Raw genomic sequence first — 25,757 nt, forward strand, 5'->3', positions numbered from 1 at the left:
TCAGAGGCTCGACCGACGATGATGCAGATCAGGCCGCTGGAACACGGCCTCCAGCAATTCGACGCCGAGGCCCGGCGCCTCCATCGGATAGACATAGCCGCCCTCGATCCGCGGCATCTCGGTGACCAGTTCCTTGTACCAGCCGGTGTAGAAGGCGCGAACCGATTCCTGGATCAGCGTGTTCGGCTGGCTGAAGGAGGCATGGATCGCAGCGACGAAGCCGACCGGGCCGATGCAGTCATGCGGCGCGAAGGGGCGGTGATAGGTCTCGGCCATCGCCGCGATCTTGCGGCCCTCGGTCAGGCCGCCGGTCCAACAGAGATCCGCCATCACCACATGCATCGCGTCGCGGTCGAGCATGTCCTTGTAGGGGAAGCGCGAGCCCAGCGTCTCGCTCGCAGTCACCGAGACCGTCGTCGAGCGCGCGAACTCGGCCAGCGCCTGCGGCGAGTTCATCCGGATCGGATCCTCGTACCAACTCGGCTCATACTGCTCCAGAAACCGCGCGATCTTGATCGCGGTCGGCAGGTTCCAGAGCGAATGCATCTCGACCATGATCTCGATCTTGTCGCCTACTGCCCTGCGGATCTTCTCGAAAGGCTCACATGCCTTCCGCATCTGCTCGGGCGTGATGAAAAGGCCCTGGTTCTCGATCGCGGGCGGATCGAAAGGCCAGATCTTCATCGCGGTGATGCCCTGCTCCAACAGGCTCTCGGCCACCGCGTCGGCGCGGTTCATGAAGCCGTCCAGATCTTCGTAGGGGCCTTGCGTCTCGCCGAGGTTCCAGGTCGAGACTGGCTTGATGTTCTGCGAGCGGACATAGCGGTAGCCGGCGCAGGTATTGTAGATGCGCTGCCGGTCGCGACACAGGCCACCAAGCATCTGATGCACCGGCTGGCCGCAGACCTTGCCGAAGATGTCCCACAGCGCAATGTCGACCGCAGATGTGGCGCGAGACTCCACGCCAGTCGAGGCCTGCGCCATCGGCAGGTTCGTCATCTCCTTGTGCAGCGCCTCGATATGCAGCGGGTTCTTGCCGAGCAACCGCATGGCGAGGGTGTCATGGAGATGCGCCTCGACGGCGGCGGCACCGTAGAAGGTCTCGCCGAGGCCGATGACTCCGGCATCGGTGTGCACGCGGACCCAGAGAACATTGGCGAACTCGTCCGTCCGCAGCGTTTCGATCGCGGTGATCTTCAAATCAGCCTCCCGGAGCTGCGCTCTTCTGCGAGACGATCTCGGGAGCGCCTTGTTCGCTTGCTGCGCGGGCTGCCCATGAGCGCTGGCGGCCTCGCATCGCAAGACCATAGGAGCGCTTGTAAAATTTCACAACATGTTTATCGTTAGTCGCAAGATGGCGCCGTTTCGAAGCGTCACGCGGGATTCGAAACGAACATGGGAGGAGCACGGCATGGCGAGGCGCCATAACCAGCCGCGACTGGTCTCGGCCGACGATCCGGCAACGTCGAAGCGGCGCAATCGCGTCAACCTGTTCGAGCTCGCCTATGGCCGCATCGAGGAGATGCTGGTGACCTGCGAGCTCAGTCCGGGCCGTTTTCTTGCCCTACAGGACCTGCAGGATCTGACAGGCTTCGGCCGGACCCCCGTCCATAATGCCGTCAACCGGCTCGCGGCCGACACGCTGATTATTATCCGTCCGCGCCATGGCCTGCAGATCGCCCCGATCGACCTCGCGCGCGAGCGTCTGCTGCTCAAGCTTCGGCGCGATCTCGAGCGCTTCGTCATCGGCCTCGCCGCCGAGCGTGCCGGGCCTTCGCACCGCAACCAGATGCTCCATATGGAGCGTCTGCTGAGGGAACGCCGGGCGGAGCTGACGCTTGCCGAATTCAACATCCTCGACAGGCGCATCGACCAGATGGTGCTGTCGGCCGCTGCCGAGCCGTTCCTCGAGCATACGCTGCGCCCCCTGCATACGATCTTCAGGCGCATCGGCTTCATCTATCACAACTACATGCCCCGCCGCGCCGGCCTGGAAGGGACGATCGACCACCATCTCGCAGTGCTGAACGCTATCGCGACGCGCCATGGCGACCGCGCCGTCGCAGCCTCTGATGCGCTGATCGGTTTCGTCGACGGCATGTTCGACGAGATGGAAGCTGCCATCGACCCTTCGTTGCTGGATTGCAGCGTCGAGCCGCTGCTAAATACCTGACCTAAGGAAAGCTGCCCGATCATGCGCATCGTCTTCCACGGTGAGAATGCCGCCTCCTTCAGCCATGGCTTTGCCGAGTTGGCTGGTGCGGACGCCGACATCACGATTCTTCCGGATCAATTGGAGGCCGAGGCGGATCGTCTCGCTTACGCAGGGGCGGACGTCATCATCGGCGTGAAGTTCGACGCCGCGCTCCCGACGCCGGTCCACCTTCGCCTGTTCCATGTGCCGGGAGCTGGGTACGACGCTGTGCGGCTCGACGAGCTTCCGCCAGGGGCAAACCTCTGCAATTGCTTCGGGCATGAGCAGGCGATCGCGGAATATGTGATGAGCGCGCTGCTGGCGCGGCACATCCCGCTCGCCGATGCCGATCAGCGATTGCGGCGCGGCGACTGGGCCTATTGGGCCGGCTCCCCCGAGCGTATCCATGGCGAGATCGCCGGCAAGATCATCGGCCTGCTCGGCTTCGGACATATCGGGAAGGCGGTTGCGCGGCGCGCCAAGGCCTTCGAGATGGAGGTCAATGTTGCCAATCGCAGCCCGGTCGCGACCTCAGAGGTCGTCGACCGCTCCTTCACGCTCGACAGGCTCGGCGAATTCTGGGGCTCGGCCGACGCGATCGTGGTGTCGCTGCCGCTGGCTCCCGAGACGCGGGGCATTGTCGGCGCCGACGCCTTCGCCGCGATGCGCCGAAATGCGACCATCTTCAATGTCGGGCGCGGCCCGCTGCTCGACGAGGCGGCTTTATACCAGGCGCTCAAGCAGGAACGTATCGGCGGCGCCGTGATCGACACTTGGTACCGATATCCTGGCCCCGGGGACATGAATCCCTTGCCGGGCTCGTTGCCTTTTGAAGAGCTGCCGAACATCGTGATGACGCCGCATATGTCAGGATGGACAAGCGGCACGATCCGCCGCCGCCAGCAGACGATCGCCGACAATATCCGGCGCTGCTATGCCGGCGAGCCTCTGATCAACCTCGTACGCCAGGGCAAACGCGCAGACTGATCTTCGATTTCCGAGCCGGACGCCAAGAAGCCGGCTGGGCCAACCGCGGGCAATCCGCCAACAGCAGGGAAACGCACCATGGGTCTTTTCAAGCATTTCAGGATTGCCGGCACGCTGCTGGCGCTGGGGGCAGGCATGCTGGCCGCCAGCCAGGCTTCGGCCCAGACGATTACCGACATCATCAAGCGGGGCTCGGTCAAGATCGGCGTGCTGATCGGTGCTCCGCCTTATGGCTCGGTCGACTCGCAGGGCAACGCCATCGGCTATGATGCCGACGTCATCGCGCTGATCGGCAAATATCTCGGCGTCAAGGTCGAGATGGTGCAGCTCACCCCTCCGGCCCGCATCCCGGCGCTGGAAGCCAACAAGGTCGACTTCCTCGTCGCTACGTTGGCGCCGACGCCCGAGCGCGCCAAGGCGGTGATGTTCTCGATCCCCTACAGCGCCTTCCAGACCGGCATCTACGCCAAGAAGAACGTCGCCATCAAAACCTGGGACGATCTCAAGGGTCGCAAGGTCGGCGTCAACCGCGGCTCCAGCGTCGAGCGCGAGTTCACCAACCGGGAAAAGGAGCTGAACCTCACCATCCTGCGCTTCGAGGACGACGCCACCACCATGCAGGCGCTGTTCTCCGGCCAGGTCGAGGCCATCGCCGGCCCCGATGCGCAGGCCAATGCCGCGATGAAGGCGCGCGGCGAGACCGAGACCGAGCTCAAATTCGTCTTCGGCATGCAGCCGAACTCAATGACCATGCGCAAGGACGCCTGGGAGCTGCGCCAGTGGCTCAATAACTTCATCTACTACGTCAAGCAGAACGGGGAGCTCGACGCGATCGCGCAGAAGTGGGTCGGTAGCCCGCTGCCGCCGCTGCCGACCTTCTGATGCCCCTTCCTGACCGGATCTGCTGACCAGCCGGCGCGCCCTTGCGCGCCGGCAACCCTCGACCTCACTCACAGGCCGAAGGAGCGCGCCATTGCTCTTCCAAGACGTCCTTTCCAAATGGCCGATGATCCTGCACGGGGTCTGGCTTACGATCGCGCTATCCTTCGTCGCGATCGCGCTCGGCCTTGTCCTAGCGACGGCGACGACCGCGCTGCGCAGCCTCGCCGGCAACTGGGCCGGCTATATCGTCGACGCCTATGTCGAGCTGATGCGCAACACGCCGTTCCTGGTGCAGCTCTTCATGATCTTCTTCGGGCTGCCGCAGCTCGGCATCCGGCTGAACGGGCTCGAAGCTTCCGTCCTGGCGATGACGCTCAACCTCGCCGCCTACGCCACCGAGATCATCCGCGCCGGCGTCGACTCCATCCATAAATCGCAGATAGAAGCCGGCCTCGCTCTGGCGATGACCAAATGGCAGGTGCTGAAACACGTCATCCTGCAGCCGGCCTTCGCCCGCGTCTGGCCGGCGCTGTCGAGCCAGTTCGTGCTGATGATGCTGGCCTCCAGCATCTGCTCCTTCGTTTCCGTGCAGGAGCTTTCCGGCACGGCGGCGATCATCGAGCAGGACACGTTCCGCTCGTTCGAGACCTATATCGTCGTCACCGTGCTCTATCTCGTGCTGGCGCTCTCCTTCAAACTCTTCCTGAACTGGCTCGGCCGGAAGCTCTTTCCGCAGGTCTCGGGCCTTGCCCGCCTCACCGAAGCGCATGGGGAGGCCGCCTGATGCAGACCTTCGGTTGGCCCGAGGCCCTCTTCATCCTGCGCTCCGCCGGCTGGACGCTGGCGCTCACCGCCATCGCCTTCTTCATCGGCAGCATCATCGGCGGCATCTTCGCGATCCTGCGGCTGTCGCGGATCAGGTGGCTGCGCCGCTTCGCGGCCGGCTACATCCTGATCATCCAGTCGATCCCGGTGCTCATGGTGCTGTTCATGAGCTATTACGGGCTCTCGGCGCTGGGCATCGAGCTGCCGCCCTTCCTTGCAGCCTCCGCCTCGCTCTCGATCTACGTCTCCGCCTATCTCGCCGAGATCTGGCGCGGCTCGATCGAGTCCGTGCCGCGCCAACAATGGGAGGCCTCGGCCTCGCTGGCGCATACGACGGCACAGACCTATCGCTATGTGATCCTGCCGCAGGCGGTCCGCATCTCGCTGCCGCCCACGGTCGGCTTCCTCGTCCAGCTCGTGAAGAATACCTCGATCGTCCAGGTCGTCGGCTTCGTCGATCTGATGCGGGCCGGCATGCTGGTCAACAACGCGACCTATCAGGCCTTCCAGATCTTCAGCCTGGTTGCCCTGATCTATTTCGCGATCTGCTTCCCGCTGTCCCGGCTCAGCCGCCATCTCGAAAAGGTGATGAATGCCAGCCGTTCTCATTGAAGACATCCACAAGCGCTTCGGCTCCCTGGAGGTGCTGAAGGGCGTCTCGCTCAGCGTCGAGACCGGCCAGGTGGTCGCGATCATCGGGCGGTCGGGCTCGGGCAAGTCGACGCTCTTGCGCTGCATCAACGGGCTCGAGAGCTTCCACGCCGGCAAGATCGAGGTCGCCGGCCACAGCCTGACCCAGGACCCGAAGAAGCTGCGCGAATTGCGCAAGGACGTCGGCATCGTCTTCCAGAGCTACAACCTCTTCCCGCATCTGACCGTCGGGCAGAACATCATGCTCTCGCCGCGCATCACCAAGAACGTGCCGCAGGCGGAAGCTTTGTCCCTCGCCAAGGAGGTGCTGGCGCAAGTCGGCCTCTCCGAGAAGTTCGATAGCTATCCGGACAATCTCTCCGGCGGCCAGCAACAGCGCGTCGCCATCGCCCGCTCGCTGGCGATGAAGCCCAAGGTCATGCTGTTCGACGAGGTGACCTCGGCGCTCGACCCGGAACTGACCGGCGAAGTCCTGCTGGTGATGGAGAAGCTCGCCAAGGGCGGCATGACCATGCTGCTCGTCACCCACGAGATGAACTTCGCCCGAACGGTCGCCGACACGACGGTGTTCATGCATCAGGGGAAGATTTGGGAACAGGGAGTGTCGAAGACGCTGTTCTCAGATCCGCAGACGCCTGAACTCAGAAACTTCGTGCAGGCTGGCGCTCACTGAGCGCTTGGCCCGATCCGGGCCAAGCTGGCCGACCACGTCGGGGCGCACCTCAAGTGGGTTCAGCCTGCCGGTCGGAATCAATGGCGGTCCGCACGCGGGTCAAGCCAGTCGCAGCTGGAGGCTGTCGATGACCGCGCGCCGGCTGCGCCATTGCAATCCGGGACGTCTACCGAAATCGCGGTGCCGCTGCCGAACTCGTTATCGGCTGTCCTTATCAGGCAGCTTCGTCACGAGATTGAATCGGCCTTCGTCCTCTCCGAAAGCAACCGCCTGACCACCACCGATTTTCGACGCAGGGGAGCCCCTGCCCGCCCGGTTCCGGCAAGAGACATCCCCACAGTCCAAGACCAGGTTGCCCCGATCGAGAGCGGTCAGAATTTGAAAGACACCCTCGATCGGATCGAGAACAAGCTTATCAATGAGACCCTAACGATGTTCAAGGGCAACAAGAAGAAGGCGGCTGAGCACCTCGGAATTTCACGATCCTATCTCTATAAGAAGATCGAAGAGGCCCAGCAAAACTGAGGCACCCTGCCACCAATGCAGAGTGCCGCACCTGCTCCAGGTCCTCAGGCGACCTTTGGCAGCAGCTCGTCGAGGCTTTTCTTGGCGTCGCCGTAGAACATCCGCGTGTTCTCCTTGTAGAAGAGCGGGTTCTCGATGCCGGAATAGCCGGTGCCTTGGCCGCGCTTGGAGACGAAGACCTGCTTCGCCTTCCAGACCTCGAGGACGGGCATCCCGGCGATCGGCGAGTTCGGGTCCTCCTGCGCGGCGGGATTGACGATGTCGTTGGAGCCGATGACGATCGCGACGTCCGTGTTCGGGAAGTCCTCGTTGATCTCATCCATTTCCAGCACGATGTCGTAGGGTACCTTCGCCTCGGCGAGCAGCACGTTCATATGGCCGGGCAGGCGGCCGGCGACCGGGTGGATCGCGAAGCGCACCTCCTTGCCGGCGGCGCGCAGCTTGCGCGTCAGTTCCGAGACCGATTGCTGAGCCTGCGCCACCGCCATGCCGTAGCCGGGCACGATGATGACGCTGTCGGCTTCGTTCAACGCCGCTGCGACGCCTTCGACGTCGATCGCGATCTGCTCGCCCTCGATCGCCTGGGCCGGGCCGGTGGTGTTGCCGAAGCCGCCGAGGATGACCGAGATGAAGGAGCGGTTCATCGCCTTGCACATGATGTAGCTGAGGATCGCACCGGACGAGCCGACCAGCGCACCGACGACGATCAAGAGGTCGTTGCCGAGCGTGAAGCCGATCGCCGCGGCCGCCCAGCCCGAATAGCTGTTCAGCATGGACACCACGACCGGCATGTCGGCGCCGCCGATGCCCATGATCAGGTGGTAGCCGATGAAGAAGGCGAGCAGCGTCATCAGGATCAGCGTCCAGATGCCGGCACCCTGCACGTAGAGGATCAGCATCAGCAGCGAGAGAGCCGCTGCGCCGGCGTTCAGCAGATGGCCGCCGGGCAGCTTCCTGGCCTTGCCGTCGACCTTGCCAGCGAGCTTGCCGAAGGCGACGACCGAGCCGGTGAAGGTGACCGCGCCGATGAAGACGCCGAGGAAGACCTCGACCTTCAGAATACTGATCTCGACCCCGGTCTTGTGCGCGAGCACGGCGGCGAAGCCGGTCAGCGCCTCGCGGGCGGCGGGTTCCAGCGCCTGCACATAGCCGAGCTCGATATGCGCGTTGAAGCCGATCAGCACGGCGGCGAGGCCGACGAAGGAGTGCAGCGCCGCGACCAGTTGAGGCATCTCGGTCATCTGCACCTTCATCGCCACCTGCCAGCCGATGGCCGAGGCGATGGCGAACATGACGATGACGAGCCAGAGCTTGCCGCTGCCCGGCCCGAAGACCGTGGCGACCATGGCCAGCGCCATGCCGGCGATGCCGTACCAGACCGCGCGCTTGGCGCTTTCCTGGTTAGACAGGCCGCCGAGCGACAGGATGAACAGGATGGCGGCGGAGATATAGGCCGCGGAAACGATACCGATGCTCATGTCCGAGCCCCCCTCAGGACTTCTGGAACATGGCGAGCATCCGGCGCGTGACCAGGAAGCCGCCTACGATATTGATGGACGCGATCAGGACCGAGATCATCGCCAGGACGGTGACGAGCCAGCCCGAGGAGCCGATCTGCAGGAGCGCGCCGAGCACGATGATGCCGGAGATCGCGTTGGTGACCGCCATCAGCGGCGTGTGCAGCGAGTGCGACACGTTCCAGATCACCTGGAAGCCGACGAAGCAGGCGAGCGCGAACACGATGAAATGGCTCATGAAGCTCGCCGGCGCATAGGCGCCGACGATCAGCATCACGACCGTTCCGATGCCGAGCAGCATCAGCTGGGAACGGGTCTGCGCCTTGAAGGCGGCGGCCTCCTGCGCCCGCTTTTCCGCCGGCGTCAGTTCCTTGGCCTTCTCCTTCGGCTTCTGCGCGGCGATCGCGGCGATCTTCGGCGGCGGCGGCGGGAAGGTGATGGCGCCCTGGAAGGCCACCGTCGCGCCGCGGATGACGTCGTCCTCCATGTTGTGGACGAGCTTGCCGTCCTTGCCGGGCGTCAGATCCGTCATCATGTGGCGGATGTTGGTGGCGTAGAGCGTCGAGGACTGCGCCGCCATCCGGCTCGGGAAGTCGGTATAGCCTACGATCGTGACGCCGTTCGGCGTGACGATCTTCTGGTCGGCCTTGGTCAGCTCGCAATTGCCGCCGCGCTCGGCAGCGAGGTCGATGATGACCGAGCCCGGCTTCATCGCCTCGACCATATCAGCGGTCCAGAGCACCGGCGCGTCGCGGCCGGGGATCAGCGCCGTGGTGATGACGATGTCGATCTCGGGGGCGAGCTCACGGAACTTCTTGAGCTGCGCCTCCCTGAACTCGGGGCTCGACGGCGCGGCATAGCCGCCGCTCGAGGCGCCGTCCTGCTGCGCACCCTTGAAGTCGAGGAAGACGAACTGCGCGCCCATCGACTCGATCTGCTCGGAGACCTCCGGTCGCACGTCGAAGGCGTAGGTGATGGCACCGAGCGAGGTCGCCGTGCCGATCGCGGCGAGGCCAGCGACGCCGGCGCCCACGACCAGCACCTTGGCCGGCGGCACCTTGCCGGCGGCCGTGATCTGGCCGGTGAAGAAGCGGCCGAAATTATTGCCGGCCTCGATCACCGCGCGATAGCCCGCGATATTGGCCATCGAGGACAGCGCATCCATCTTCTGGGCGCGCGAGATGCGCGGCACCATGTCCATGGCGATGACGTCGGCGCCCGTGCCCTTGCAGAGCTCCAGCAGTTCCTTGTTCTGCGCGGGATAGAAGAACGAGATCAGCGTCTTGCCGGCCTTCAGGCGCTCCGCTTCCGCCGCCTCGGGCGGGCGCACCTTGGCGATCACGTCGGCCGCGTCCCACAACGCGGCGGCGGTCTCGACCACGCTCACGCCGGCGGCGCGATAGGCCTCGTCCGTGAATCCGGCAGCGATACCCGCCCCGGTCTCGATCAGGCAGTCATAGCCGAGTTTCTGGAGCTGCAGCGCGCTCTCGGGCGTCATTGCAACCCGCGCCTCGCCAGCCACAACTTCCTTCGGTGATCCGATCCTCACGGTGCCCCCCACTGGTAAATTGGCGTTGTGATGGATGAAAGCCCCATCACAGCCAAACGATTTTTGGTCGCATTCCACCTCCGGCAGATACAGGCGCCGGACCGTGACGGGAACCGCTGCCTTTCACCTGCCAATTCGTCAAGTCGCTGAAGGGTTAGTAGCTGGCTGCAGATTCGCGAGCGTCCGCAAGACCCCGTCCAGCATCGTCCCGTCCTCGTCGGCGAGCGCAGCGCGAACCAAGCGGTTCAGCCAGCCGGCCGCGTCCGGCAGGCTGGTCAACATCGGCACAGCCGCGAGGACGCGATCGAATTTCGATAGACCCCTCGCGTGAGTATCCGAATAACCCTTCACCAAGCGCCTGCTGGCGAGCACTTCGACGGCGAGGTCATAATCCCCGATCAAGAGCTCCTCGGCGCGCTCCAGCCACTCGCGGATGTGCTCCATTTCGCGCTGATGGCGCAGGAGGCTGCGGCGAACCGGGCGCAAGGCCGATATCCCATAGAGCAGCAGGAACCAGGAGACCGTGCCGGTGCGTACGCGCCGTCCACGATCGGTCAGGCGGCCAAGACGGCGCAGCAGGCCGGGGCGCTTTTCCAGGCTGCGGCCGAGGGCAGCGGGCAAGGAGCCCACGACCTCCTCGATGCGCGGATGCATGAACTCGGTCATGTAGAGGATCTGGTCGGGCTTGCGCCCGGTCTCGCGGTCGATCCGGGCGAAGCGAGCGGGGCGGGTCTTCAGATCGGCAACCCGGATGACGTCGTCATAGCTCATCGCGGCGGCGAGATACTTGGCCGCCGCCGCCGCGAACGCATAGGCCTTTTCAGCGCCACCGGCCGCACGGTCCCGTTCCAGCAATCGCGACAGTTCCGCCAGATATTCGGCTCCATACGCCGTATCCTGGTAGTCGACGCAGCGCCGCAAGCCGGCGAAGAGGATCGGGTGCAACTGCTCGGGAAACCCGTCATGGAGCCGGCCGAGCAGTGCATCAAGCTTCGGGGCTCCGACGCTGCGTGGAGGCGGCAGCAGAGTTTTTCCGACAGGTTGCGGCAATTCGATCGATCGTACTGCCGCCCGCTCCGCCGCCGCCGCGAAGGCGCGCAGGCTGGGCTCGACGCCCTTCCCCCCGGCGCGTATCGCCTCCTCGAAGGCGCTGCGCGGAAAGGGGAGTGCAGCCGCGCCCGCCAGCGCGCCGAACAGAGCCGCTGAAATCACGCTGCCATTGCGCTCCGCCAGCGCCTGCATGTCGAACATGACGGAGCGCTGCGCCGCGATGGCGACCGCGGCCGTCACCGTAGCGGGGTCGGCGATTCCGCCGCCCGGCTTCTCCTTTTCCGCCACCGCGAAGGAGCGATGGGTCGAGGCGATCAAGGTGGTCCGCTCCGGCGTGACGAAGCCGCGCAAAAGCGAGCGGCCCGCTTCCATGAACTCGGCCGCCATCACCACATCGACATCGCCCGGCGTCGGCGTCAGCGACAGCACCGGCAGGCGCCCCGCGCGCGCCGGGAGCATCTCGATATAGTAGATCGTCGCGCCGGTCCGCTGGGCGACGCCGGGAACCGAGGTGGATTGCGCGACCCAGCCTTGCCGCTCGGCCAGGTCGACGATCCAGTCGCAGAGCACGCCGCCGCCCTGGCCGCCCATGGCGAGGATCGCGATCGAAATCGGCCGTTCATGCCGCTCGCCGGCTGCGGCGGGGGGAGCGATGTCGGTCATGGCGTTCAACCGAAAACGATGCGGCGGCGATCGCGCCGGCGCTGCAGGAAGCCGATCACAGCGCTCCGAACCCGGGAGAGCAGCCGGTCGCGCAAGGACGGGTTATGGATGATCTCGGCGCGGTAGAAGGAGGGGCAAAGCACCGCGGCCTCGGCTACCTCGCCGCAATTGCCGCAGCCGACGCAGCTATTATCGATCGACGCCACGGGATCGTCCCTCAGCGGATCGTCCGTTTCCTTGACCGAGAGCGAAGGACATCCGGACAGGCGGATGCAGGCGTGATCGCCGGTGCAGACATCCTCATCGACCCCGAAGCGCTCCTTGACCATGCGCCGGCCGTCCTTCACCGCGCGATTGAACAGCGGCTTTTCGCGGCGCTGGCGGTTCAACATGCATTCCGAGGAGGCGACGATGACCTTCGGCCCCGGTTCGGTCGAGGTGAGCGCCGCCTTCAAGGTATCTCGCATCCGGCCGACATCGTAGGTGCGCTCGATCTGGCGCACCCAGCCCGCGCCGATCCCCTTCACCGCCTGGACGATGGAATGCTTGGTTGAGCGCGTGTCGTTCGTCGCACGCGACGACAGGATGTCCTGCCCGCCGGTCGCCGCAGAATAGAAGTTGTCGACGATCAGGATGACCTGATCCTGCTTGTTGAACACCGCATTGCCGACGCTCGATGTCAGGCCGTTGTGCCAGAAGCCGCCATCGCCGAGCACCGAGATCGGCTTCTTCCCGGCCGGCACGTTGAAGGCGGAGGCAGAAGCGCCCGCGAGCCCGTATCCCATGGTCGTGCCGCCGAGATTGAACGGCGGCAGGATCGAGAACAGATGGCACCCGATATCGGACGAGATGTGATGCGGACCGAGCTCCTTCTCGACGAGCTTCATCGCCGCGAAGATCGGTCGCTCCGGGCAGCCGATGCAGAAGCCGGCGGGGCGCGGTGGCACGACCGTTGCCAGTTCCTTGACCTCGGGGGCCATGAGGACCGCATCGGCATTGGGCGGTGGCGCCCGGTTGCCCAGGAGCGGACGGGCATGGGCGGCCAGAAAGGTGTCGATCCCCTTGGTCAGCACGGCCGCCGTATAGTCGCCGCCGAGCGGCAGCACGTCCTTGCCGGCAAGCGTCGCGGATAGCCCGTGCTGGCGCAGCACCATCCCGACGGCTTGTTCCAGATAGGCGGGATGACCTTCCTCGACCATGAGCACGGCACGCTTGCCGGCGCAGAACGCCGCGACTTCGCCGTCAACCAGCGGATAGGTCACGTTCAGCACGTAGAGCGGCACGCTGGTTTCGCCATAGGCGTCGGCGAGGCCGAGATATTGCAGGGCGCGGATCACGGAATTGTACATGCCGCCCTGCAGGATAATGCCGACATCCCCTTGGGCCGGTCCGAAGAACTCGTTCAGCCGATGCGTGCGAATGTACTCGACGGCGGCGGGCCAGCGCTGCTGCAGCTTCTGCCGGTCCTGGAGCATCGAGGCCGGCGGCAGCACGACGCGGTCGACATCGCGCAGCGGTCGTTCGAGGGCTTCACGGAGCATGAAGGCCGGCGGCTTGTTCGCCTTGGCGATGAAATGACCATGGACATGGCAGGCCCTGATCCGCACCTGCAGCATGACCGGCGTATGCGAGGCCTCCGACAGGGCGAAGCCGTCCTCCACGGATTTGACGATGGATTCGAGATTGGGGCGCGGATCCAGCAGCCAGATCTGCGATTTCATCGCAAAGGCGTGGCTGCGCTCCTGCGGGATGGAGGAGCCCTCGCCATAATCCTCGCCGAGGATGATCAGCGCGCCGCCATTGACGCCGCTGGAGGCGAGATTGGTCAGCGCGTCGCTCGCGACATTGGTGCCAGCCGTTGATTTCCACGTCACCGCGCCGCGCAGCGGGTACATCACCGATGCCGAAAGCGTCGCTGCCGCGGCCGCCTCCGAGGCGGACGACTCGAAATGAACGCCGAGCTCGTCGAGGACATCCTTGGCGTCCGCGAGCACATCCATCAGATGCGAGATCGGCGAACCCTGATAGCCGGCGACATAGGCCACGCCGGATTGCAGCAAGGCCTTGGTCAGCGCGAGGATACCTTCGCCGCGGAAGATTTCCCCTTCTGTCAGGCGCAGATCCTGCACTTCCTTCGCGAAGGACCGTTCGGCCATGGCGCACCCCTGATCGCGCGATTGAAATTTATATGCACATTCATCTAATAAGCATCGCCGGCTGTCAATTGGCCTGCTTGCATGCAAAGAACGGCTGACGCCCGGCGTTTTCAACCAAAACGCTAGGGAAGCCTCCGGCTAGCGGGCTGCTCGCTAAGGCGCCGCATCCGCCATTGTCGCGCGATTTGTCGAATTTATTTGCATTATCATATTTATCGGCGACAATCGCCCGGTGGCCTGCATGCTGTCGGCCGCGAGACAGAAAAAAGGGGATGCTGACATGAACGCTTCGGCGCTGATCTCGGGCGTCGCCACGGCCATCGCGTCGGGCGCCATATCTGTGGTGGATCTCACCGCGCCGCTCGGGCCGGACACGCCGGTGCTGTATCTGCCGCCCCAGTTCGGCAAGAACACGCCGCGTTTCAAGATGCACGAGATCTCGGCCTATGACGGCAATGGTCCCTGGTGGGCCTGGGGCTGGATGGAGCTGGGCGAGCATACCGGCACACATTTCGACGCGCCCAGTCACTGGATCTCCGGCAAGGACCGGCCAGACAACACGACCGACAAGCTGCCGCCGCGCGATTTCGTGGCCCCCGCCGTGGTGATCGATTGCAGCCGCGCCGTTGCGGAAGATCCCGACTTCCTGTTGACGGCCGCAGGCGTGCGGGCCTGGGAAGCCGAGCATGGCGAGATCGAGCCCGGTTCCTGGGTGCTGATGCGCTCGGATTGGCACCACCGCAACACGAATGCCCAGGCGTTCCTCAATGCGGACGAAAACGGCCCGCATTCGCCCGGTCCGAGCGTCGACTGCATCGAATATCTCCTGTCGCGGGGTGCGATCGGCTTCGGCAGCGAATGCGTGGGCACCGATGCTGGTGGTGCCGCCGCTTTCGAGCCGCCCTTCCCGGCGCATGCGCTAATGCTTGGCCAGGGCAAATACGGGCTCGCCAGCCTCTGTCATCTCGACAAGCTGCCGCCGAAGGGCGCGCTCCTGCTGGTGGCGCCTTTGAAGATCGTCGGCGGAACAGGTAGCCCGGTGCGCGTTCTGGCGCTGACCCCGGCGGGCTGAGTGCCGGGGTTGCCTGCGCCGGAAACTCCGGTACCTATGCCGTCAAGCTTGAGCATGCGGACCCGATTTCTTGGCCAGTGACGTCAAACGCAAGAGCGCTTCGCGGCCCGCTACCCGGCGGGCCGTCACGGGCGACGCGACCCGGCACCGTCCTCCGACCATCGGGGAATTCGGGTTGGAGAATTTCGCGCCCTATCTGATCAATCGCACCGCGATGCTGTGGAATGCGCGCATGCTCCAGGCCGTCCGCGGGTTCGGCCTCACGACCACGAAGATGCGCGCGCTCGCGGTCCTGAGCATCTACCCCTCGCTAACGGTCAACGAACTCGCCCAGCATGCCGCGACCGAGCAATCGACCATGAGTCGCACACTCGACGCGCTGGAGAGGCAGGGCTTCGTCAGCCGCCAGATTCATGAGCAGGACGGGCGCGTGCGCAGCATCGCCATTACCGCCGCCGGAGCTGCCTTCTTCCAGCAGTTCTGGCCGACGATGCTGGCCATGCATGCGGACCTGATGGACGGTGTCGACGAGACGGAGTTCGCGGCCTTTGCCGCGACCCTCCACAAGCTCCTCGCCAACCTCGCCCGCTGACAATCAGCCGGGCCGCCAGCGAATCTGTTGCCCGATACCCAAAGCCTGCGCCTTGCGAAGGGCGCAAACGGCCGCCGCCATGTCCTCGATGGCCATGCCGAGGGATTTGAAGACCGTGAGCGCTTCGGGGCCGGACCGGCCCGGCCGGGAACCGACCAGAACCTCGCCGATCTCGGCGCGGACGTGATCCTCGCCGATCACCCCTTCTCGCATCGGCAGCAGCAATTCCCCACACTCGACCATCGCCTGCGCCCGCGAATCCACGAAGAACTCGGCTGACGAGACGATGTCCGAGCCGAGCTCACGCGCCTGGGGCGAACTCGCGCCGACGGCGTTGACGTGGCAACCGGCCTTGAGCCAATCGAGCCGCAGCAGGGGCTCGCGGGCGCCTGTGACCGTGCAGATGATGTCCGCTTCGACGACGGCACCTTCGATGCTCGAGGCCAGGGTGCACCCGGTTTCCTCGGCCAGTTTCTCGGCCTGCTGGGGAGAGCGGGCGCAGATGACGATCTCGGCCTGCGGCAGGGCCAAGCGCAGGGCTTCGATATGGGAACGAGCCTGCGTTCCGCTTCCGAGGATCGCGATCCTCAGGGCGTCCGGGCGCGCCAGGGCCAGCGTCGCGACCGCGCTGGTGGCCGCCGTCCGCAAGGCTGTGATCGCGGTCGCGTCGACGAGCGCCAGCGGTTCGCCCGTCGTCCCGTCATGAAGCAGGATGGCGCCCTGATGACTGTCGAGGCCGCGTGCGCGGTTGCCCGACGCGACCAGCACGTCCTTCAGGCACCAGATCGGCGCGTCACCGCCCTGAAACGCCGGCATCAGCCCCATCAGCGGCCCGTCCGTCCCCGGCTTGAGCTGGAAGCGCGGAAACTGCTCGCAGTCTCCGCGCGCAAAGGTTTGCAGCGCCTCGCGCACCGCCCCGATGCAATCCTCCATCGTGAGCGCGGCGCGAACGTCCATTCCCTCGAGGATCAGCACCGTCAGAGCCCCGCCTGCTTGTCCTGCCAGCGCGCCTGAGCGATCGCGAAGGACGGCGCGGCCACGGCGAGCGTGCGGAAGGGAATCCCGCCCGGATGCGCCAAACCGATCGGCAGATCCTGGAGCCGGGCGCCTCCCGCGGCTGCGGCCATGACCTCGCCGAGCATGGCGGTCAGTGCGATACCGCGCCCATTGCAGCCGATGCCGCCGAGGAAACCCGGACCAAATTCGTAGAGATGCGGCAGGAAATCGGTCGTCATCGCTGCGGTGCCGCGCCAGACGAAGGCCGCCTCGGGCCTTTCCGGCAGGGCGAGTTCGCGCTGGAGGCGCGCGACGATCATGCGCGCCATGCGCTCTTCGGCCCGGACCGGCAGCATCGCCATGCCGCCGCTGATCAGGCGATTGTCCCGGTCGAGACGGTAAGTCAGGAGGTTCGCACGCGTATCGGCCACGGGATTCCGGCGGGGCGAAATCCTGCGGACGGTCGCCTCGTCGAGCGGCTGCGTAGCAACCTGATAGACCGTGAGCGGCACGGTCGACCGGCCAAGACGGCGCGCCGCGCCCTGCTCGAAGGCATTGGTGCAGAGCAGGACCTGTCCGGCTTGAATCTTGCGCTCGCCGCAGACGAGACGCCAACCGCTTCCCGAACGCTCGACGCTGTCCACTGGACAGCCCTCATGGATTTGCCCCCCGGCGGCGATCGCCGCGCCAGCGAGGCCATAGGCATAATTCAGGGGATGGAGCATGCCGCCGCTCGCGTCGAACAGGGCTCCGGCGCAATGCTGCAGTCCGGAACGGCTGCGCGCTCTCGCCTCGTCCAGCATGACGACCGGCCTGCCGAGATTCTGCCAGGCTTCGGCTCGGCGCGTGAGCACTTCCGCCATCGCCGGCGAATGGGCGACCTGCATCCAGCCGACCTGTTCGGCGTCGCAAGCTATGTCATGGTCTCGGATCGTCGCGAAAACCCGTTCGGCTCCGGCGCCGATCATGGCGAGGAGGCGCTCTCCGCGCTCGCGTCCGAGCCGCGCGATGACGGCGGCCGGGTCGGCCTTGGCGAAGTTCGGGACAACGAATCCGGCGTTCAGGCCGCTGGCCCCCGAGCCGATTGCGTCCGCCTCCAGCACGACCACCCTGGCACCTGTCCGGCCAAGATGCAGCGCCGCGGTGAGGCCGGTAAAACCGGCACCGATGATAGCGATATCCGCAGTGATATCGGCCCGGAGCGGGCTCAAGTGCGGTCGCGGTGCAGCCGTGCTCCACCAGACCGTCCTTCGGTATTGTGGCGTCCCCGGCTCGTATCGCCTCGCTGGCGTCATCGCGTCGTGAACTCCGGCAGATCAAAGGCGGTGACAGGGGGGACCTCCCCCGTCCAGGGTGCGATCTCGACGAGGCAGCTTTGCGCACTGCAGCCCTGGGACAAGGTCGAGGCCGGCTCGTCAAGCGTCAGCACGTTCGGATTGCCGTGTCGGTCGAGACCCGTCGCGGGATCGGGGTCGTACCAGGCACCGGTAGACAGGCGCGCGACGCCTGGCATGATCTCGTCGCTCAGGATCGCCCCGGCCAGGCAGCGGCCGCGATCGTTGAAAAGCTCGACGATTTGCCCCTCGGCTATGCCGCGGGCGGCGGCGTCGGCCGGGTTCAGATAGACGGGCTCGCGCCCGGCGATCTTGCCGGCGCGGCTATGGGGGCTCGCGTCGAGCTGGCTGTGCAGCCGCCGCGCCGGCTGATCGGTCAGCAGATGCAAAGGAAAGCGCTGTGCCTTCTCGGCACCAAGCCACTCGGTGGGTTCCCGCCAAACGGCGTGGCCCGGACAATCGGGCAATGCGAAGCCGGCAACCCGCTGCGAGTGGATCTCGATGCGGCCGGACGGCGTTCCCAGCGGATTGCGCTCGGGATCGGCAACGAAGGCCGCGAGCATCGTCGCAGGGCGATCATGTGCCGTCAGATCGACGAGCCCCTTTCGCCAGAAGCTCTCGAAATCGGGCAGCGTGATGTTGCGCGCCTGATTGATCTTGCGGCTTTCCTCATAGAGGCGACGCAGCCAACCCATCGTATCGAGGTTTTCGGTGAAGGTTTCGGCGCAACCCAGCCGGGCGGAGAGCGCCGCGAAGATATCGTAATCGTCGCGGGCTTCGTTCTCGGGAGGCATGGCGCGCTTCATCGCCACGAGGAAGGCTTCCAGCGTCGCGGAGCCGATATCGTCGCGCTCGAGTGTCGTCGTGGCAGGCAGGACAATGTCGGCGCGCTTGGCCGTCGCGGTCCAGTATTGCTCGTTCACCACGATCGTCTCCGGCTTTTGCCAGGCCCGCCTCAGGCGGTTGAGATCCTGATGATGGTGGAAGGGATTGCCCCCCGCCCAGTAGATCAGGCGGATGTCGGGATAGGCGAAGGCCCCACCGTCATAGGTGAAGGGCTCGCCCGGCCCGAGCAGCATGTCGGCGATCCGCGCGACGGGAATGAAGTCGGGGATGCCCGGGCGTCCCTGCGAGAGTGTCGGCCCCTTCACCCTGGCATGTGCGCTGCCCACCAGATTGGCGGCGCCGTAGCCGAGGCCGAAGCCGCCGCCGGGGCGACCGATCTGCCCGAGCATGGCTGCCAGCGAGATCACCGCCCAGAACGGCTGCTCGCCATGGCTGGCGCGCTGCATCGACCAGGAGACATTGAGCATGGTGCGCGACGCGGCCATGCGCCGCGCCAGCGCGCCGATCGTCGCGGCCGGCACGCCGCTGATCGCCTGCGCCCATTCGGGAGTCTTGGCGATGCCGTCGGATACCCCGTTGAGATAGGCCGCAAAGGCGCTGAAGCCGACGCAATAGCGATCGAGGAAGTCGTGATCGACGAGGCCCTCCGAGAGCAGGACGAAGCCGAGCGCGAGCATCACGGCCGTGTCGGTATTCGGCCTGCACGGAAGCCATTCGGCTCCCGCGCGCGCTGCGCCGATATTGTCGCGGACGGGGCCGATATTGACGAATTGCACGCCGGCCTCCCGCATCATGGCGAGGCCCTGCGCCACGCCGTGGAGCCCGACGCCGCCGGCGTTCATCTGAGCGTTCTTCACCGGCACCCCGCCGAAGGTGACGAAGAGCTCGGTATGCTCAGCCATCACCTCCCAGGAGGTATGGCTCGCCATCAACTCGTCCATGCTGGCGACGATGTGTGGCAGCACCACATTGGCGGCGCCGAGGCTGTAGGAATCGACGTGCCGGACATAGCCGCCGACTGCGTTGAGGAAGCGGTGCACCTGGCTCTGCGCATGGTGGAACCGTCCCGCGCTCGACCAGCCATAGGAACCGCCGAAGATAGCGCTGTTGCCGAAGCGCTTGCGGACACGCTCGATTTCGCAGGCGACGAGGTCGAGCGCCTGGTCCCAGGGTACCTCGACGAAAGCATCCTGCCCGCGTCGTTCCGGTGACGCGCCAGGTCCATTGCGCAGCCAGCTTTCGCGGATCGCGGGCCGCCGCACCCGCAGGCGCTTCAATGCGGGATCGAGCTGGTGCAGGCCGATCGGGTTCGGGTCGGGATCGCGCCGGAACGGAGCGATGGCGGGATCGGTCCCGGTCCGCGGCTCGACCTCGTAGAGCCCCCAATGCGACAGCGTGTAGTTCGTCATGGCCTTCTCAGCCGGTCGGCCCGGGCCGCGAGCGCGGCCCGGGCCCGTCCGGAACCTAGCCCCCTATGTGTCAGCCATCGATCTGCTTGAACAGCTTCTGCATGTCTTCGGTCGAGAAGCTGCGGTCGATGACGAGATTGGAGCCGTCGACACGCCAGGCCAGGGCCGGACCGCTGACGTCGCCGTTAGCGTCGAACTCGACCGGGCCGGTCGCCCCGAGATATTTGATCGGCGCGCCCTTCGCGATCAGCGCGAGCGCCTTCTTGAACTCGGCAGGACCGGTCGAGACCGTTTCTCCCCCCGCCGCATGGCTCTTGCGGATCGCGTCGCGGATGGCGGTTCCCGAGAGGTCGGGGGCGATGTTCATCGCGAGGCCCAGCACCATCACGGCGTCGTAGATATTGTAGATGCCCGGGCCAGCCGCGCTCGCCTTGAACTCGGCCTCGAAGGCTTCCTTGAAGACGTTGACGGAAGGTCCAGCCGCCGAGGCATTGTCCGTGCCGAACGCCTTGGCGAGGTATTTCTCGCCGACCGCCTTGACGAAGTCCGGGCTGCGCAGGGCGTTGTTCAGGATCAGGTTCTGCGTGCCGCCGAGCGATATCCATTCGCGCGCGATCGTTGCGCCATCCTGCGGGAAGGCGACGAGGAACATCGCATCCGGCTTCTCGGCAAGCGCGGAGGCGACCTCGGCGCGGTAGGAGGCCTGGTTCTCGTTGAAGCCGACGGTCTTGACGACCTTGCCGCCGAACGCCTCGGTCGCGCGCGTAAAGTCCTTGACCAGGCTCGTGCCATAGTCGGTGTTGACGTAGATCATCGCGACGCGCTTCCAGCCGCGCTCGGCCGCGATTTTCGCCGGCGGGTAGGCGAGGTTCTTCACTGTCGGAAAGGTTCGGAAGAAGAAGCCGCCGGTCTTCCCCTCCTGCGCCATCGTCGTGAGGATCGGTGCGGACGAGCAGCAGGCGATCTGCGGAATCTTGGATGGCACCGCAACCGAGGTCAGGACGGGAATGGTGACGCCGCTGGAGATCGCCGCGGTCAGCGCCGCGACACGCTCGACTTCCACAAGGAACTTGGCGGCGTCGACGCCGACATTGGGCTGCCCCTGATCGTCCCGCAGAACGAGTTGCACCGGGCATCCCTTGACGCCGCCGCCGGCATTGATGTGCTGCACGGCGAGTTGAGCGCTGTTGGCGATGTTCTTGCCCACCGCTCCCATCGATCCCGTCAGCGACAGGACGCCGCCGATCTTGACCGGGCAGGACACGTTCTGAGCCAAAACCTGCGACGGCGCCAGCGCTGACGCGGCAGCGCCTACTGCGCAGGCGAGCAGCAGGCTCCTGATTATGCTCGACATGGCTTTCCCCTCTTTTATGCCTTGGTCGAAACGGCTTCCCGGCAGCCCTCCGGACGCGTCGGGTCACCTGCGATGATCTTGCATCATTTGATCATAAGAGCACACAAACGCCATGCGGTAAAGCGCCCGCCACGCGCCCTCTGGAAGTGTGGTATCGGTCTGATATTTATGCGGTTTTATGTACAAGAGTCGCCGTTCGACTTTGGCTTTCATCTCTAATTCGAACGCCACGAAGCGAGTCTTCACGCGCTCGGGAGCCAAGCGACGGCTTGTCCCGGCATAGCTAGCGTCCTATGCTACAAATCGAAGCATCGTTTGATCAAAAAGTGATCTGGAATGGCCATCGATTTCCTTGAGCCGGTCTCGTCGCGCTCGACGATCCAGGACGGAGTCTACAGGCAGCTGCGGCATGCGCTGATGTCCGGACATTTCGAACCCGGGCAGACGCTGACGATCGCCTTTCTGGCGGAGACGTTCCAGACAAGCCACATGCCGGTGCGCGAAGCGCTGCGCCGCCTGACCGCGGAGAATGCGCTCGTCGTGGTCGCCAACGGATCGGCGAAGGTGCCGACCGTCAGTCTTGCCGGCCTGAACGATCTGTGCCTGACGCGCATCGCGCTCGAAACGCTTGCAGCGAAGCTCGCCACCGAGCGCAGCACGGCCGAAGACCGCAAGCGCTTCGCCGCGCTGATGCTGGAGCATGAGGCGGCCACGGCCGAGCGCAACCTCGCCAAGATGCTCGGCCGGAACCAGGAATTCCACTTCGCCGTCTACGACAGCTGCGGCTCGCCCGTGGTGGTGCAGTTCATCCAGACGCTCTGGCTGCGCTTCGGCCCCTATATGCGCATGCTGTCGAACTATATCGAGCCTCTGCTCGTATCGGACAGCTACAGGCCGAGTTCCCATCACCGCGACCTCGTGGCGGCGATCGAGGCCGGCGATGCACGCGCCGCCGCCAAGGCGGTGAAAGGCGACATCGAGACGACACAGGATCTCCTGCGCCGGCTATGTCGCGACGAAGTCGAGAATTCACCGCCGAAGCGCAAGAAAGGAAGCTGAGCCGCGATCGCGTCGCGGCCGGCCTCGGTCAGGCAGCGTGACGCGACGTCGTGCTTCGTTCGCCGATCAGGCCGCGCGGGCGCAGCAGCAGCGTCAGCACGAGGATGAGGCCGATGACCAGGGACTGGAGCGCTCCGCCATAGGCCTGATATTGCGCGGGAACCAACTGGGCTGTCGCGGCGCCGATCAGGGTCCACAGCGCCCAGACCAGGATCGCGCCCAGGATCGCGCCCTTGTTGTTGCCGCTCCCGCCGATGATGAGCATCGTCCAGATCTGGAAAGTCAGGATCGGCATGAAGTCGGAGGGGCTGACGAAGCCGACGAAGCCGACATAGAGCGCGCCGCCGAGCCCCATCAGCATCGACCCCAGCACGAAGGCCTGGAGCCGGAACAGGCTGACATCCTTGCCGAGCGTCTGCGCGGCGATCTCGTCCTCGCGGATGGCCTTCAGCACGCGCCCCCAAGGCGACGCGACGATCCTCTGCAGGCCACCATAGACCAGCGCGACGATCGCCAGAACGAGCCCGAGATAGCAGAGATTGTTGACGATGGGCGAGCCGGACAGGCCGCGGGCGGGGTTGGGGATCGATGCGATGCCCATCGCGCCGCCGGTCAGCGGCTCGGCGTTCAGGGCGAGGAGCTGGATCGTCGAGGCAATGCCGAAGGTCGCGATCGCGAGATAGTCGTCGCGCAGCTTCAGCGTGGCGAGGCCGATGATCAGTGCGGCGAAGGCCGAGGCGGCCATCGCCCCTGCCAGCCCCACCAGCCAGGGGAGCCCGAAGTTGCCGATGAGCTCAGGGCGAGGCGGCGCGGTGAGGATCGCGAAGGCATAGGCGCCGATCGCATAGAAGCCGACGATACCGGCGTTGAAGAGGCCGGTGGAACCCCACTGCAAATTGAGACCCAGCACGACCACCGCGAAGATCAGCGCGACGCTGGTGAAAAAGACGAGATAGGATAACAGACCGATCATTCCGCCCTCACGCGCGCGTCGACTTGGCGAAGAGCCCCTGCGGCCGGATATAGAGCACGAGCAGGAGCAGCAGGAAGGGCACCGCCGGCTTGAAGCTTGCGGGAATGACCAGGACGGAGAGGCTCTCGGCCAGCCCGACGATGAGCCCGCCGACGACGGCGCCGAAAAGGCTGCCGGACCCGCCGAGCACAGCCGCCGTCAGAACGGCGAGCAGCATGTTGAAGCCGAGCTCCGGCCGGATCTGGACGGTGAGTCCGGCGAAGACGCCGGCGCAAGCCGCCAGCATGCCGGCCAATAGCCAGGTCCAGCGAATGACGCTCGCCGTATCGATGCCGCAAGCCTGCGACAGCGCCGGGCTGTCCGCCATCGCGCGCATGGCGATGCCGACGCGGCTCGACTGCAGGAAGAGATGCAGCGAGAGCACGAGGATGAAGGTTAGGGCCAGCACGAAGACATGATCCGGCATCAGACGGACGTCCGGCAGGATCTCGACCGCGATCTGAAGCTCCTGGCCGTAGTAATGCGCGTCCGGCCCCCATAGCAGCAGGACCAGATTGCGCAGCATCAGCGCGACGCCGAAGCTGGCGAAGACCAGCGTGAGAGCCGCGGCCCGCCGTGAACGCAGCCGGCTGAAGACGAGCTTGTCGATCGCGATCGCGATCAGCCCGGTCCCGATGCCCGCGAGCACCGTTGCGGCGATCAGCGGCAGGCCGAAGGACAGTGGGCCAATCGGCTCCGCCGCTCCCATCAGGCTCACCAGCGCCAGCGCGAGATAGGCGCCGACCGTCAGCATCTCGGCATGGGCGAAGTTCGCGAATTTGAGGATTTGCGCGCTGAGCGAATAGCCGATCGCGCCGAGCGCCAGAATGCCGCCTGTCAGAAGGCCGTCCGCAATCGCCTGGCCGATCATGGCGTTCTCCGGGATCCGAGAAAGGCTTCGGCGATGGCGGCGTCATCGAGCAGCTCGCGCGCAGTGCCGGCCATGTGGTTGCGCCCCTCGACAAGGACGTAGCCCCTGTCGGAGACGCGCAGCGCCGCTTTCGCATTCTGTTCGACCATCAGCACGGCGACACCGCTATCCGCCAGCGCGCGCAGATCGGCCAGAACCTCCTGGACGATCTTCGGCGCAAGACCCGCCGTCGGCTCGTCCAGCATGATCAGCCGGGGCTCGGTCATCAGGGCGCGGGCCACCGCCAGCATCTGGCGTTGACCGCCCGACAGGACGTTGGCAGCCGAACGCCGGTGGCTGGCGAGCGCGGGGAACCGCTCGAAGGCGCGCGCGAGCCGCTCACGCAGCAGTGCCTTGGGAAGGATGTGCCCGCCCGCGATCAGATTGTCTTCGATCGAAAGCGTGGCGAAGACATTGCCGGTCTGAGGTACGAAGCCGACACCGGCCGCGATGATCGCATGGGTCGATCGTCCGGTGATGTCATGATCGTCCAGATGGACGGACCCCCCTTCGATCATCACGAGCCCGGCGAGCGCCTTCATGAAGGTCGACTTTCCGGCGCCGTTGGGACCGACGAGGGTGACGAGCTCGCCGGCGGCGACATCGACCGAAATGTCGTGGACGATCGGCAGGCCGCGGCGATAGCTGGCGCGCAGGTTGCGGGTGATGAGAAGCGGCCCGCTCATAGCGCCAGCTCCGTCACATCGCCCAGATAGGCATCGACCACACGCTGTTCGCGGACGACGTCCTGCGGCCTGCCGGAAAAGATCAGCTGCCCTTGCGCCATGACGATGATCGATCCGCAGATCCGCATCACCATGTCCATGTTGTGCTCGACGATGAGGAAGCCGATGCCCCTCTCGTTCAGTGCCACGATCTTCTCGATCAGCGTCTCCAGCAGCGCCGGATTGACGCCGGCCGCCGGCTCGTCGAGCAGGATGAGCCGCGGCTCCACCATCATCACCCGCGCAAGTTCGAGCAGCTTCTGCTGACCGCCCGAAAGCACGCCCGCGGGGTCCTGCGCCTTGGCGGCCAGCCCTGTGAAGCCGAGCACCTCCATGGCGCGCTCGCGGCAGCGTCGCTCCTCCTCGCGGACGAGCGACGGCCGAAACCAGTTGTTCCAGAAGCGCTCCCCGGCCTGCGCGACGGGGGCCAGCATGACGTTTTCGAGCACCGTCATCTGCGGGAACGGGCGCGGAATCTGGAAGGTGCGGGCCAACCCCTCGCGGAATATCCGATCCGGTCGAAAACCCGTGATCGGCCGGCCGGCAAAGGTGATTTCTCCCGAGCTCGGTCTGACCTCGCCAGCGATCAAGCCGAAGAGCGTGCTTTTTCCGGCGCCATTCGGGCCGATGAGCCCGGTGATACCGCCATTCGCAATGGAGAAGGTGACGTCGTCGACGGCGCGCAAGGCGCCGAAGCTGCGGGAGAGGCCGCGGATTGCAAGGATGACGTCGCTCATCTCGTCGTGCCGCCCCGAATGCTGAATGGTCGCTTTCTG

Annotated in this window: 23 protein-coding genes; 10 read left to right on the forward strand and 13 right to left on the reverse strand. The window is 65.5% G+C overall.

The genetic code is table 11. The annotated features are described in order from the left end of the window. Positions 1-1,200, reverse strand: coding sequence for a mandelate racemase/muconate lactonizing enzyme family protein (locus AB4Z16_RS07205; protein ID WP_441510645.1), 1,200 nt, complete (start codon positions 1,198-1,200; stop codon positions 1-3). Between the two features lie 211 nt (positions 1,201-1,411). On the opposite strand from AB4Z16_RS07205, the gene AB4Z16_RS07210 reads away from it, so the two are divergent. From AB4Z16_RS07210 to AB4Z16_RS07240, 7 genes are all read left to right on the forward strand, one after another. Further along, on the forward strand, positions 1,412-2,173 hold the full coding sequence (locus AB4Z16_RS07210) for a GntR family transcriptional regulator (protein ID WP_441510646.1): 762 nt from the start codon (positions 1,412-1,414) through the stop codon (positions 2,171-2,173). A 21-nt stretch (positions 2,174-2,194) separates the two neighbouring features. Next, positions 2,195-3,181: a 2-hydroxyacid dehydrogenase gene (locus tag AB4Z16_RS07215; RefSeq protein ID WP_441510647.1), complete on the forward strand. Its 987-nt coding sequence runs from the start codon at positions 2,195-2,197 to the stop codon at positions 3,179-3,181. A gap of 78 nt (positions 3,182-3,259) precedes the next feature. After that, positions 3,260-4,063, forward strand: coding sequence for a transporter substrate-binding domain-containing protein (locus AB4Z16_RS07220; protein ID WP_441510648.1), 804 nt, complete (start codon positions 3,260-3,262; stop codon positions 4,061-4,063). A gap of 124 nt (positions 4,064-4,187) precedes the next feature. Then, positions 4,188-4,847 (forward strand): amino acid ABC transporter permease, encoded by a 660-nt coding sequence (locus AB4Z16_RS07225; protein WP_441510721.1) that lies wholly within the window; start codon positions 4,188-4,190, stop codon positions 4,845-4,847. Further along, entirely contained in the window at positions 4,847-5,500 is a 654-nt protein-coding gene (locus tag AB4Z16_RS07230; protein WP_441510649.1) for an amino acid ABC transporter permease, read from the forward strand. The genes AB4Z16_RS07225 and AB4Z16_RS07230 overlap by 1 nt, the downstream gene beginning before the upstream one ends. Continuing rightward, positions 5,481-6,212: an amino acid ABC transporter ATP-binding protein gene (locus tag AB4Z16_RS07235; protein WP_441510650.1), complete on the forward strand. Its 732-nt coding sequence runs from the start codon at positions 5,481-5,483 to the stop codon at positions 6,210-6,212. The genes AB4Z16_RS07230 and AB4Z16_RS07235 overlap by 20 nt, the downstream gene beginning before the upstream one ends. A 180-nt stretch (positions 6,213-6,392) precedes the next feature. Continuing rightward, on the forward strand, positions 6,393-6,737 hold the full coding sequence (locus AB4Z16_RS07240) for a helix-turn-helix domain-containing protein (RefSeq protein WP_441510651.1): 345 nt from the start codon (positions 6,393-6,395) through the stop codon (positions 6,735-6,737). Between the two features lie 44 nt (positions 6,738-6,781). Here AB4Z16_RS07240 and AB4Z16_RS07245 read toward each other — a convergent pair whose 3' ends face one another. From AB4Z16_RS07245 to AB4Z16_RS07260, 4 genes are all read right to left on the reverse strand, one after another. Further along, on the reverse strand, positions 6,782-8,215 hold the full coding sequence (locus AB4Z16_RS07245) for an NAD(P)(+) transhydrogenase (Re/Si-specific) subunit beta (protein ID WP_441510652.1): 1,434 nt from the start codon (positions 8,213-8,215) through the stop codon (positions 6,782-6,784). A gap of 13 nt (positions 8,216-8,228) precedes the next feature. After that, positions 8,229-9,803: a Re/Si-specific NAD(P)(+) transhydrogenase subunit alpha gene (locus AB4Z16_RS07250; protein WP_441510653.1), complete on the reverse strand. Its 1,575-nt coding sequence runs from the start codon at positions 9,801-9,803 to the stop codon at positions 8,229-8,231. A 138-nt stretch (positions 9,804-9,941) separates the two neighbouring features. Further along, positions 9,942-11,516 (reverse strand): indolepyruvate oxidoreductase subunit beta family protein, encoded by a 1,575-nt coding sequence (locus AB4Z16_RS07255; RefSeq protein WP_441510654.1) that lies wholly within the window; start codon positions 11,514-11,516, stop codon positions 9,942-9,944. Positions 11,517-11,521: 5 nt separating this feature from the next. After that, positions 11,522-13,672, reverse strand: coding sequence for a thiamine pyrophosphate-dependent enzyme (locus AB4Z16_RS07260; protein WP_441510655.1), 2,151 nt, complete (start codon positions 13,670-13,672; stop codon positions 11,522-11,524). A gap of 280 nt (positions 13,673-13,952) precedes the next feature. Here AB4Z16_RS07260 and AB4Z16_RS07265 point away from each other — a divergent pair, with 280 nt between their 5' ends. Beyond that, positions 13,953-14,744, forward strand: a complete 792-nt coding sequence (locus AB4Z16_RS07265; protein ID WP_441510656.1) for a cyclase family protein — start codon at positions 13,953-13,955, stop codon at positions 14,742-14,744. 70 nt (positions 14,745-14,814) lie between these two features. Beyond that, on the forward strand, positions 14,815-15,336 hold the full coding sequence (locus tag AB4Z16_RS07270) for a MarR family winged helix-turn-helix transcriptional regulator (protein ID WP_441510657.1): 522 nt from the start codon (positions 14,815-14,817) through the stop codon (positions 15,334-15,336). 3 nt (positions 15,337-15,339) lie between these two features. Here the strand turns inward: AB4Z16_RS07270 and AB4Z16_RS07275 are convergent, their stop codons facing one another. From AB4Z16_RS07275 to AB4Z16_RS07290, 4 genes are all read right to left on the reverse strand, one after another. Continuing rightward, positions 15,340-16,293 (reverse strand): ornithine cyclodeaminase family protein, encoded by a 954-nt coding sequence (locus AB4Z16_RS07275; protein WP_441510658.1) that lies wholly within the window; start codon positions 16,291-16,293, stop codon positions 15,340-15,342. Positions 16,294-16,313: 20 nt separating this feature from the next. Continuing rightward, entirely contained in the window at positions 16,314-17,543 is a 1,230-nt protein-coding gene (locus AB4Z16_RS07280; protein ID WP_441510659.1) for an NAD(P)/FAD-dependent oxidoreductase, read from the reverse strand. Between the two features lie 80 nt (positions 17,544-17,623). Then, positions 17,624-19,921 (reverse strand): molybdopterin guanine dinucleotide-containing S/N-oxide reductase, encoded by a 2,298-nt coding sequence (locus AB4Z16_RS07285; protein ID WP_441510660.1) that lies wholly within the window; start codon positions 19,919-19,921, stop codon positions 17,624-17,626. 70 nt (positions 19,922-19,991) lie between these two features. Next, complete coding sequence (locus tag AB4Z16_RS07290; RefSeq protein ID WP_441510661.1) at positions 19,992-21,275, reverse strand: ABC transporter substrate-binding protein; 1,284 nt, start codon at positions 21,273-21,275, stop codon at positions 19,992-19,994. Between the two features lie 336 nt (positions 21,276-21,611). Between AB4Z16_RS07290 and AB4Z16_RS07295 the strand changes: the two genes are divergently transcribed. Further along, complete coding sequence (locus tag AB4Z16_RS07295; RefSeq protein ID WP_441469638.1) at positions 21,612-22,334, forward strand: GntR family transcriptional regulator; 723 nt, start codon at positions 21,612-21,614, stop codon at positions 22,332-22,334. A gap of 28 nt (positions 22,335-22,362) precedes the next feature. Here the strand turns inward: AB4Z16_RS07295 and AB4Z16_RS07300 are convergent, their stop codons facing one another. Genes AB4Z16_RS07300 through AB4Z16_RS07315 form a run of 4 tightly spaced genes read right to left on the reverse strand, consistent with a single transcriptional unit; the run spans position 22,363 to position 25,718 of the window. Further along, positions 22,363-23,307 (reverse strand): branched-chain amino acid ABC transporter permease, encoded by a 945-nt coding sequence (locus AB4Z16_RS07300; RefSeq protein WP_441510662.1) that lies wholly within the window; start codon positions 23,305-23,307, stop codon positions 22,363-22,365. A gap of 7 nt (positions 23,308-23,314) precedes the next feature. Next, positions 23,315-24,217, reverse strand: a complete 903-nt coding sequence (locus tag AB4Z16_RS07305; protein WP_441510663.1) for a branched-chain amino acid ABC transporter permease — start codon at positions 24,215-24,217, stop codon at positions 23,315-23,317. Then, positions 24,214-24,942 (reverse strand): ABC transporter ATP-binding protein, encoded by a 729-nt coding sequence (locus AB4Z16_RS07310; protein WP_441510664.1) that lies wholly within the window; start codon positions 24,940-24,942, stop codon positions 24,214-24,216. The genes AB4Z16_RS07305 and AB4Z16_RS07310 overlap by 4 nt, the downstream gene beginning before the upstream one ends. Next, positions 24,939-25,718 (reverse strand): ABC transporter ATP-binding protein, encoded by a 780-nt coding sequence (locus AB4Z16_RS07315; protein ID WP_441510665.1) that lies wholly within the window; start codon positions 25,716-25,718, stop codon positions 24,939-24,941. Before AB4Z16_RS07315 ends, AB4Z16_RS07310 begins: the two co-directional genes overlap by 4 nt. Positions 25,719-25,757 lie beyond the last annotated feature (39 nt).

This window comes from Allobosea sp. TAF32, assembly GCF_052113585.1.
Taxonomy (GTDB): domain Bacteria; phylum Pseudomonadota; class Alphaproteobacteria; order Rhizobiales; family Beijerinckiaceae; genus Allobosea.

Coding starts and splice junctions, on each gene's coding strand:
- AB4Z16_RS07295 (WP_441469638.1), top strand. CDS start 21,612: ATGGCCATCGATTTCCTTGAGCCGGTCTCGTCGCGCTCGACGATCCAG.
- AB4Z16_RS07230 (WP_441510649.1), top strand. CDS start 4,847: ATGCAGACCTTCGGTTGGCCCGAGGCCCTCTTCATCCTGCGCTCCGCC.
- AB4Z16_RS07310 (WP_441510664.1), bottom strand. CDS start 24,942: ATGAGCGGGCCGCTTCTCATCACCCGCAACCTGCGCGCCAGCTATCGC.
- AB4Z16_RS07315 (WP_441510665.1), bottom strand. CDS start 25,718: ATGAGCGACGTCATCCTTGCAATCCGCGGCCTCTCCCGCAGCTTCGGC.
- AB4Z16_RS07275 (WP_441510658.1), bottom strand. CDS start 16,293: ATGGACGTTCGCGCCGCGCTCACGATGGAGGATTGCATCGGGGCGGTG.
- AB4Z16_RS07215 (WP_441510647.1), top strand. CDS start 2,195: ATGCGCATCGTCTTCCACGGTGAGAATGCCGCCTCCTTCAGCCATGGC.
- AB4Z16_RS07235 (WP_441510650.1), top strand. CDS start 5,481: ATGCCAGCCGTTCTCATTGAAGACATCCACAAGCGCTTCGGCTCCCTG.
- AB4Z16_RS07260 (WP_441510655.1), bottom strand. CDS start 13,672: ATGGCCGAACGGTCCTTCGCGAAGGAAGTGCAGGATCTGCGCCTGACA.
- AB4Z16_RS07220 (WP_441510648.1), top strand. CDS start 3,260: ATGGGTCTTTTCAAGCATTTCAGGATTGCCGGCACGCTGCTGGCGCTG.
- AB4Z16_RS07245 (WP_441510652.1), bottom strand. CDS start 8,215: ATGAGCATCGGTATCGTTTCCGCGGCCTATATCTCCGCCGCCATCCTG.
- AB4Z16_RS07305 (WP_441510663.1), bottom strand. CDS start 24,217: ATGATCGGCCAGGCGATTGCGGACGGCCTTCTGACAGGCGGCATTCTG.
- AB4Z16_RS07255 (WP_441510654.1), bottom strand. CDS start 11,516: ATGACCGACATCGCTCCCCCCGCCGCAGCCGGCGAGCGGCATGAACGG.
- AB4Z16_RS07265 (WP_441510656.1), top strand. CDS start 13,953: ATGAACGCTTCGGCGCTGATCTCGGGCGTCGCCACGGCCATCGCGTCG.
- AB4Z16_RS07285 (WP_441510660.1), bottom strand. CDS start 19,921: ATGACGAACTACACGCTGTCGCATTGGGGGCTCTACGAGGTCGAGCCG.
- AB4Z16_RS07210 (WP_441510646.1), top strand. CDS start 1,412: ATGGCGAGGCGCCATAACCAGCCGCGACTGGTCTCGGCCGACGATCCG.
- AB4Z16_RS07300 (WP_441510662.1), bottom strand. CDS start 23,307: ATGATCGGTCTGTTATCCTATCTCGTCTTTTTCACCAGCGTCGCGCTG.
- AB4Z16_RS07225 (WP_441510721.1), top strand. CDS start 4,188: ATGATCCTGCACGGGGTCTGGCTTACGATCGCGCTATCCTTCGTCGCG.
- AB4Z16_RS07290 (WP_441510661.1), bottom strand. CDS start 21,275: ATGTCGAGCATAATCAGGAGCCTGCTGCTCGCCTGCGCAGTAGGCGCT.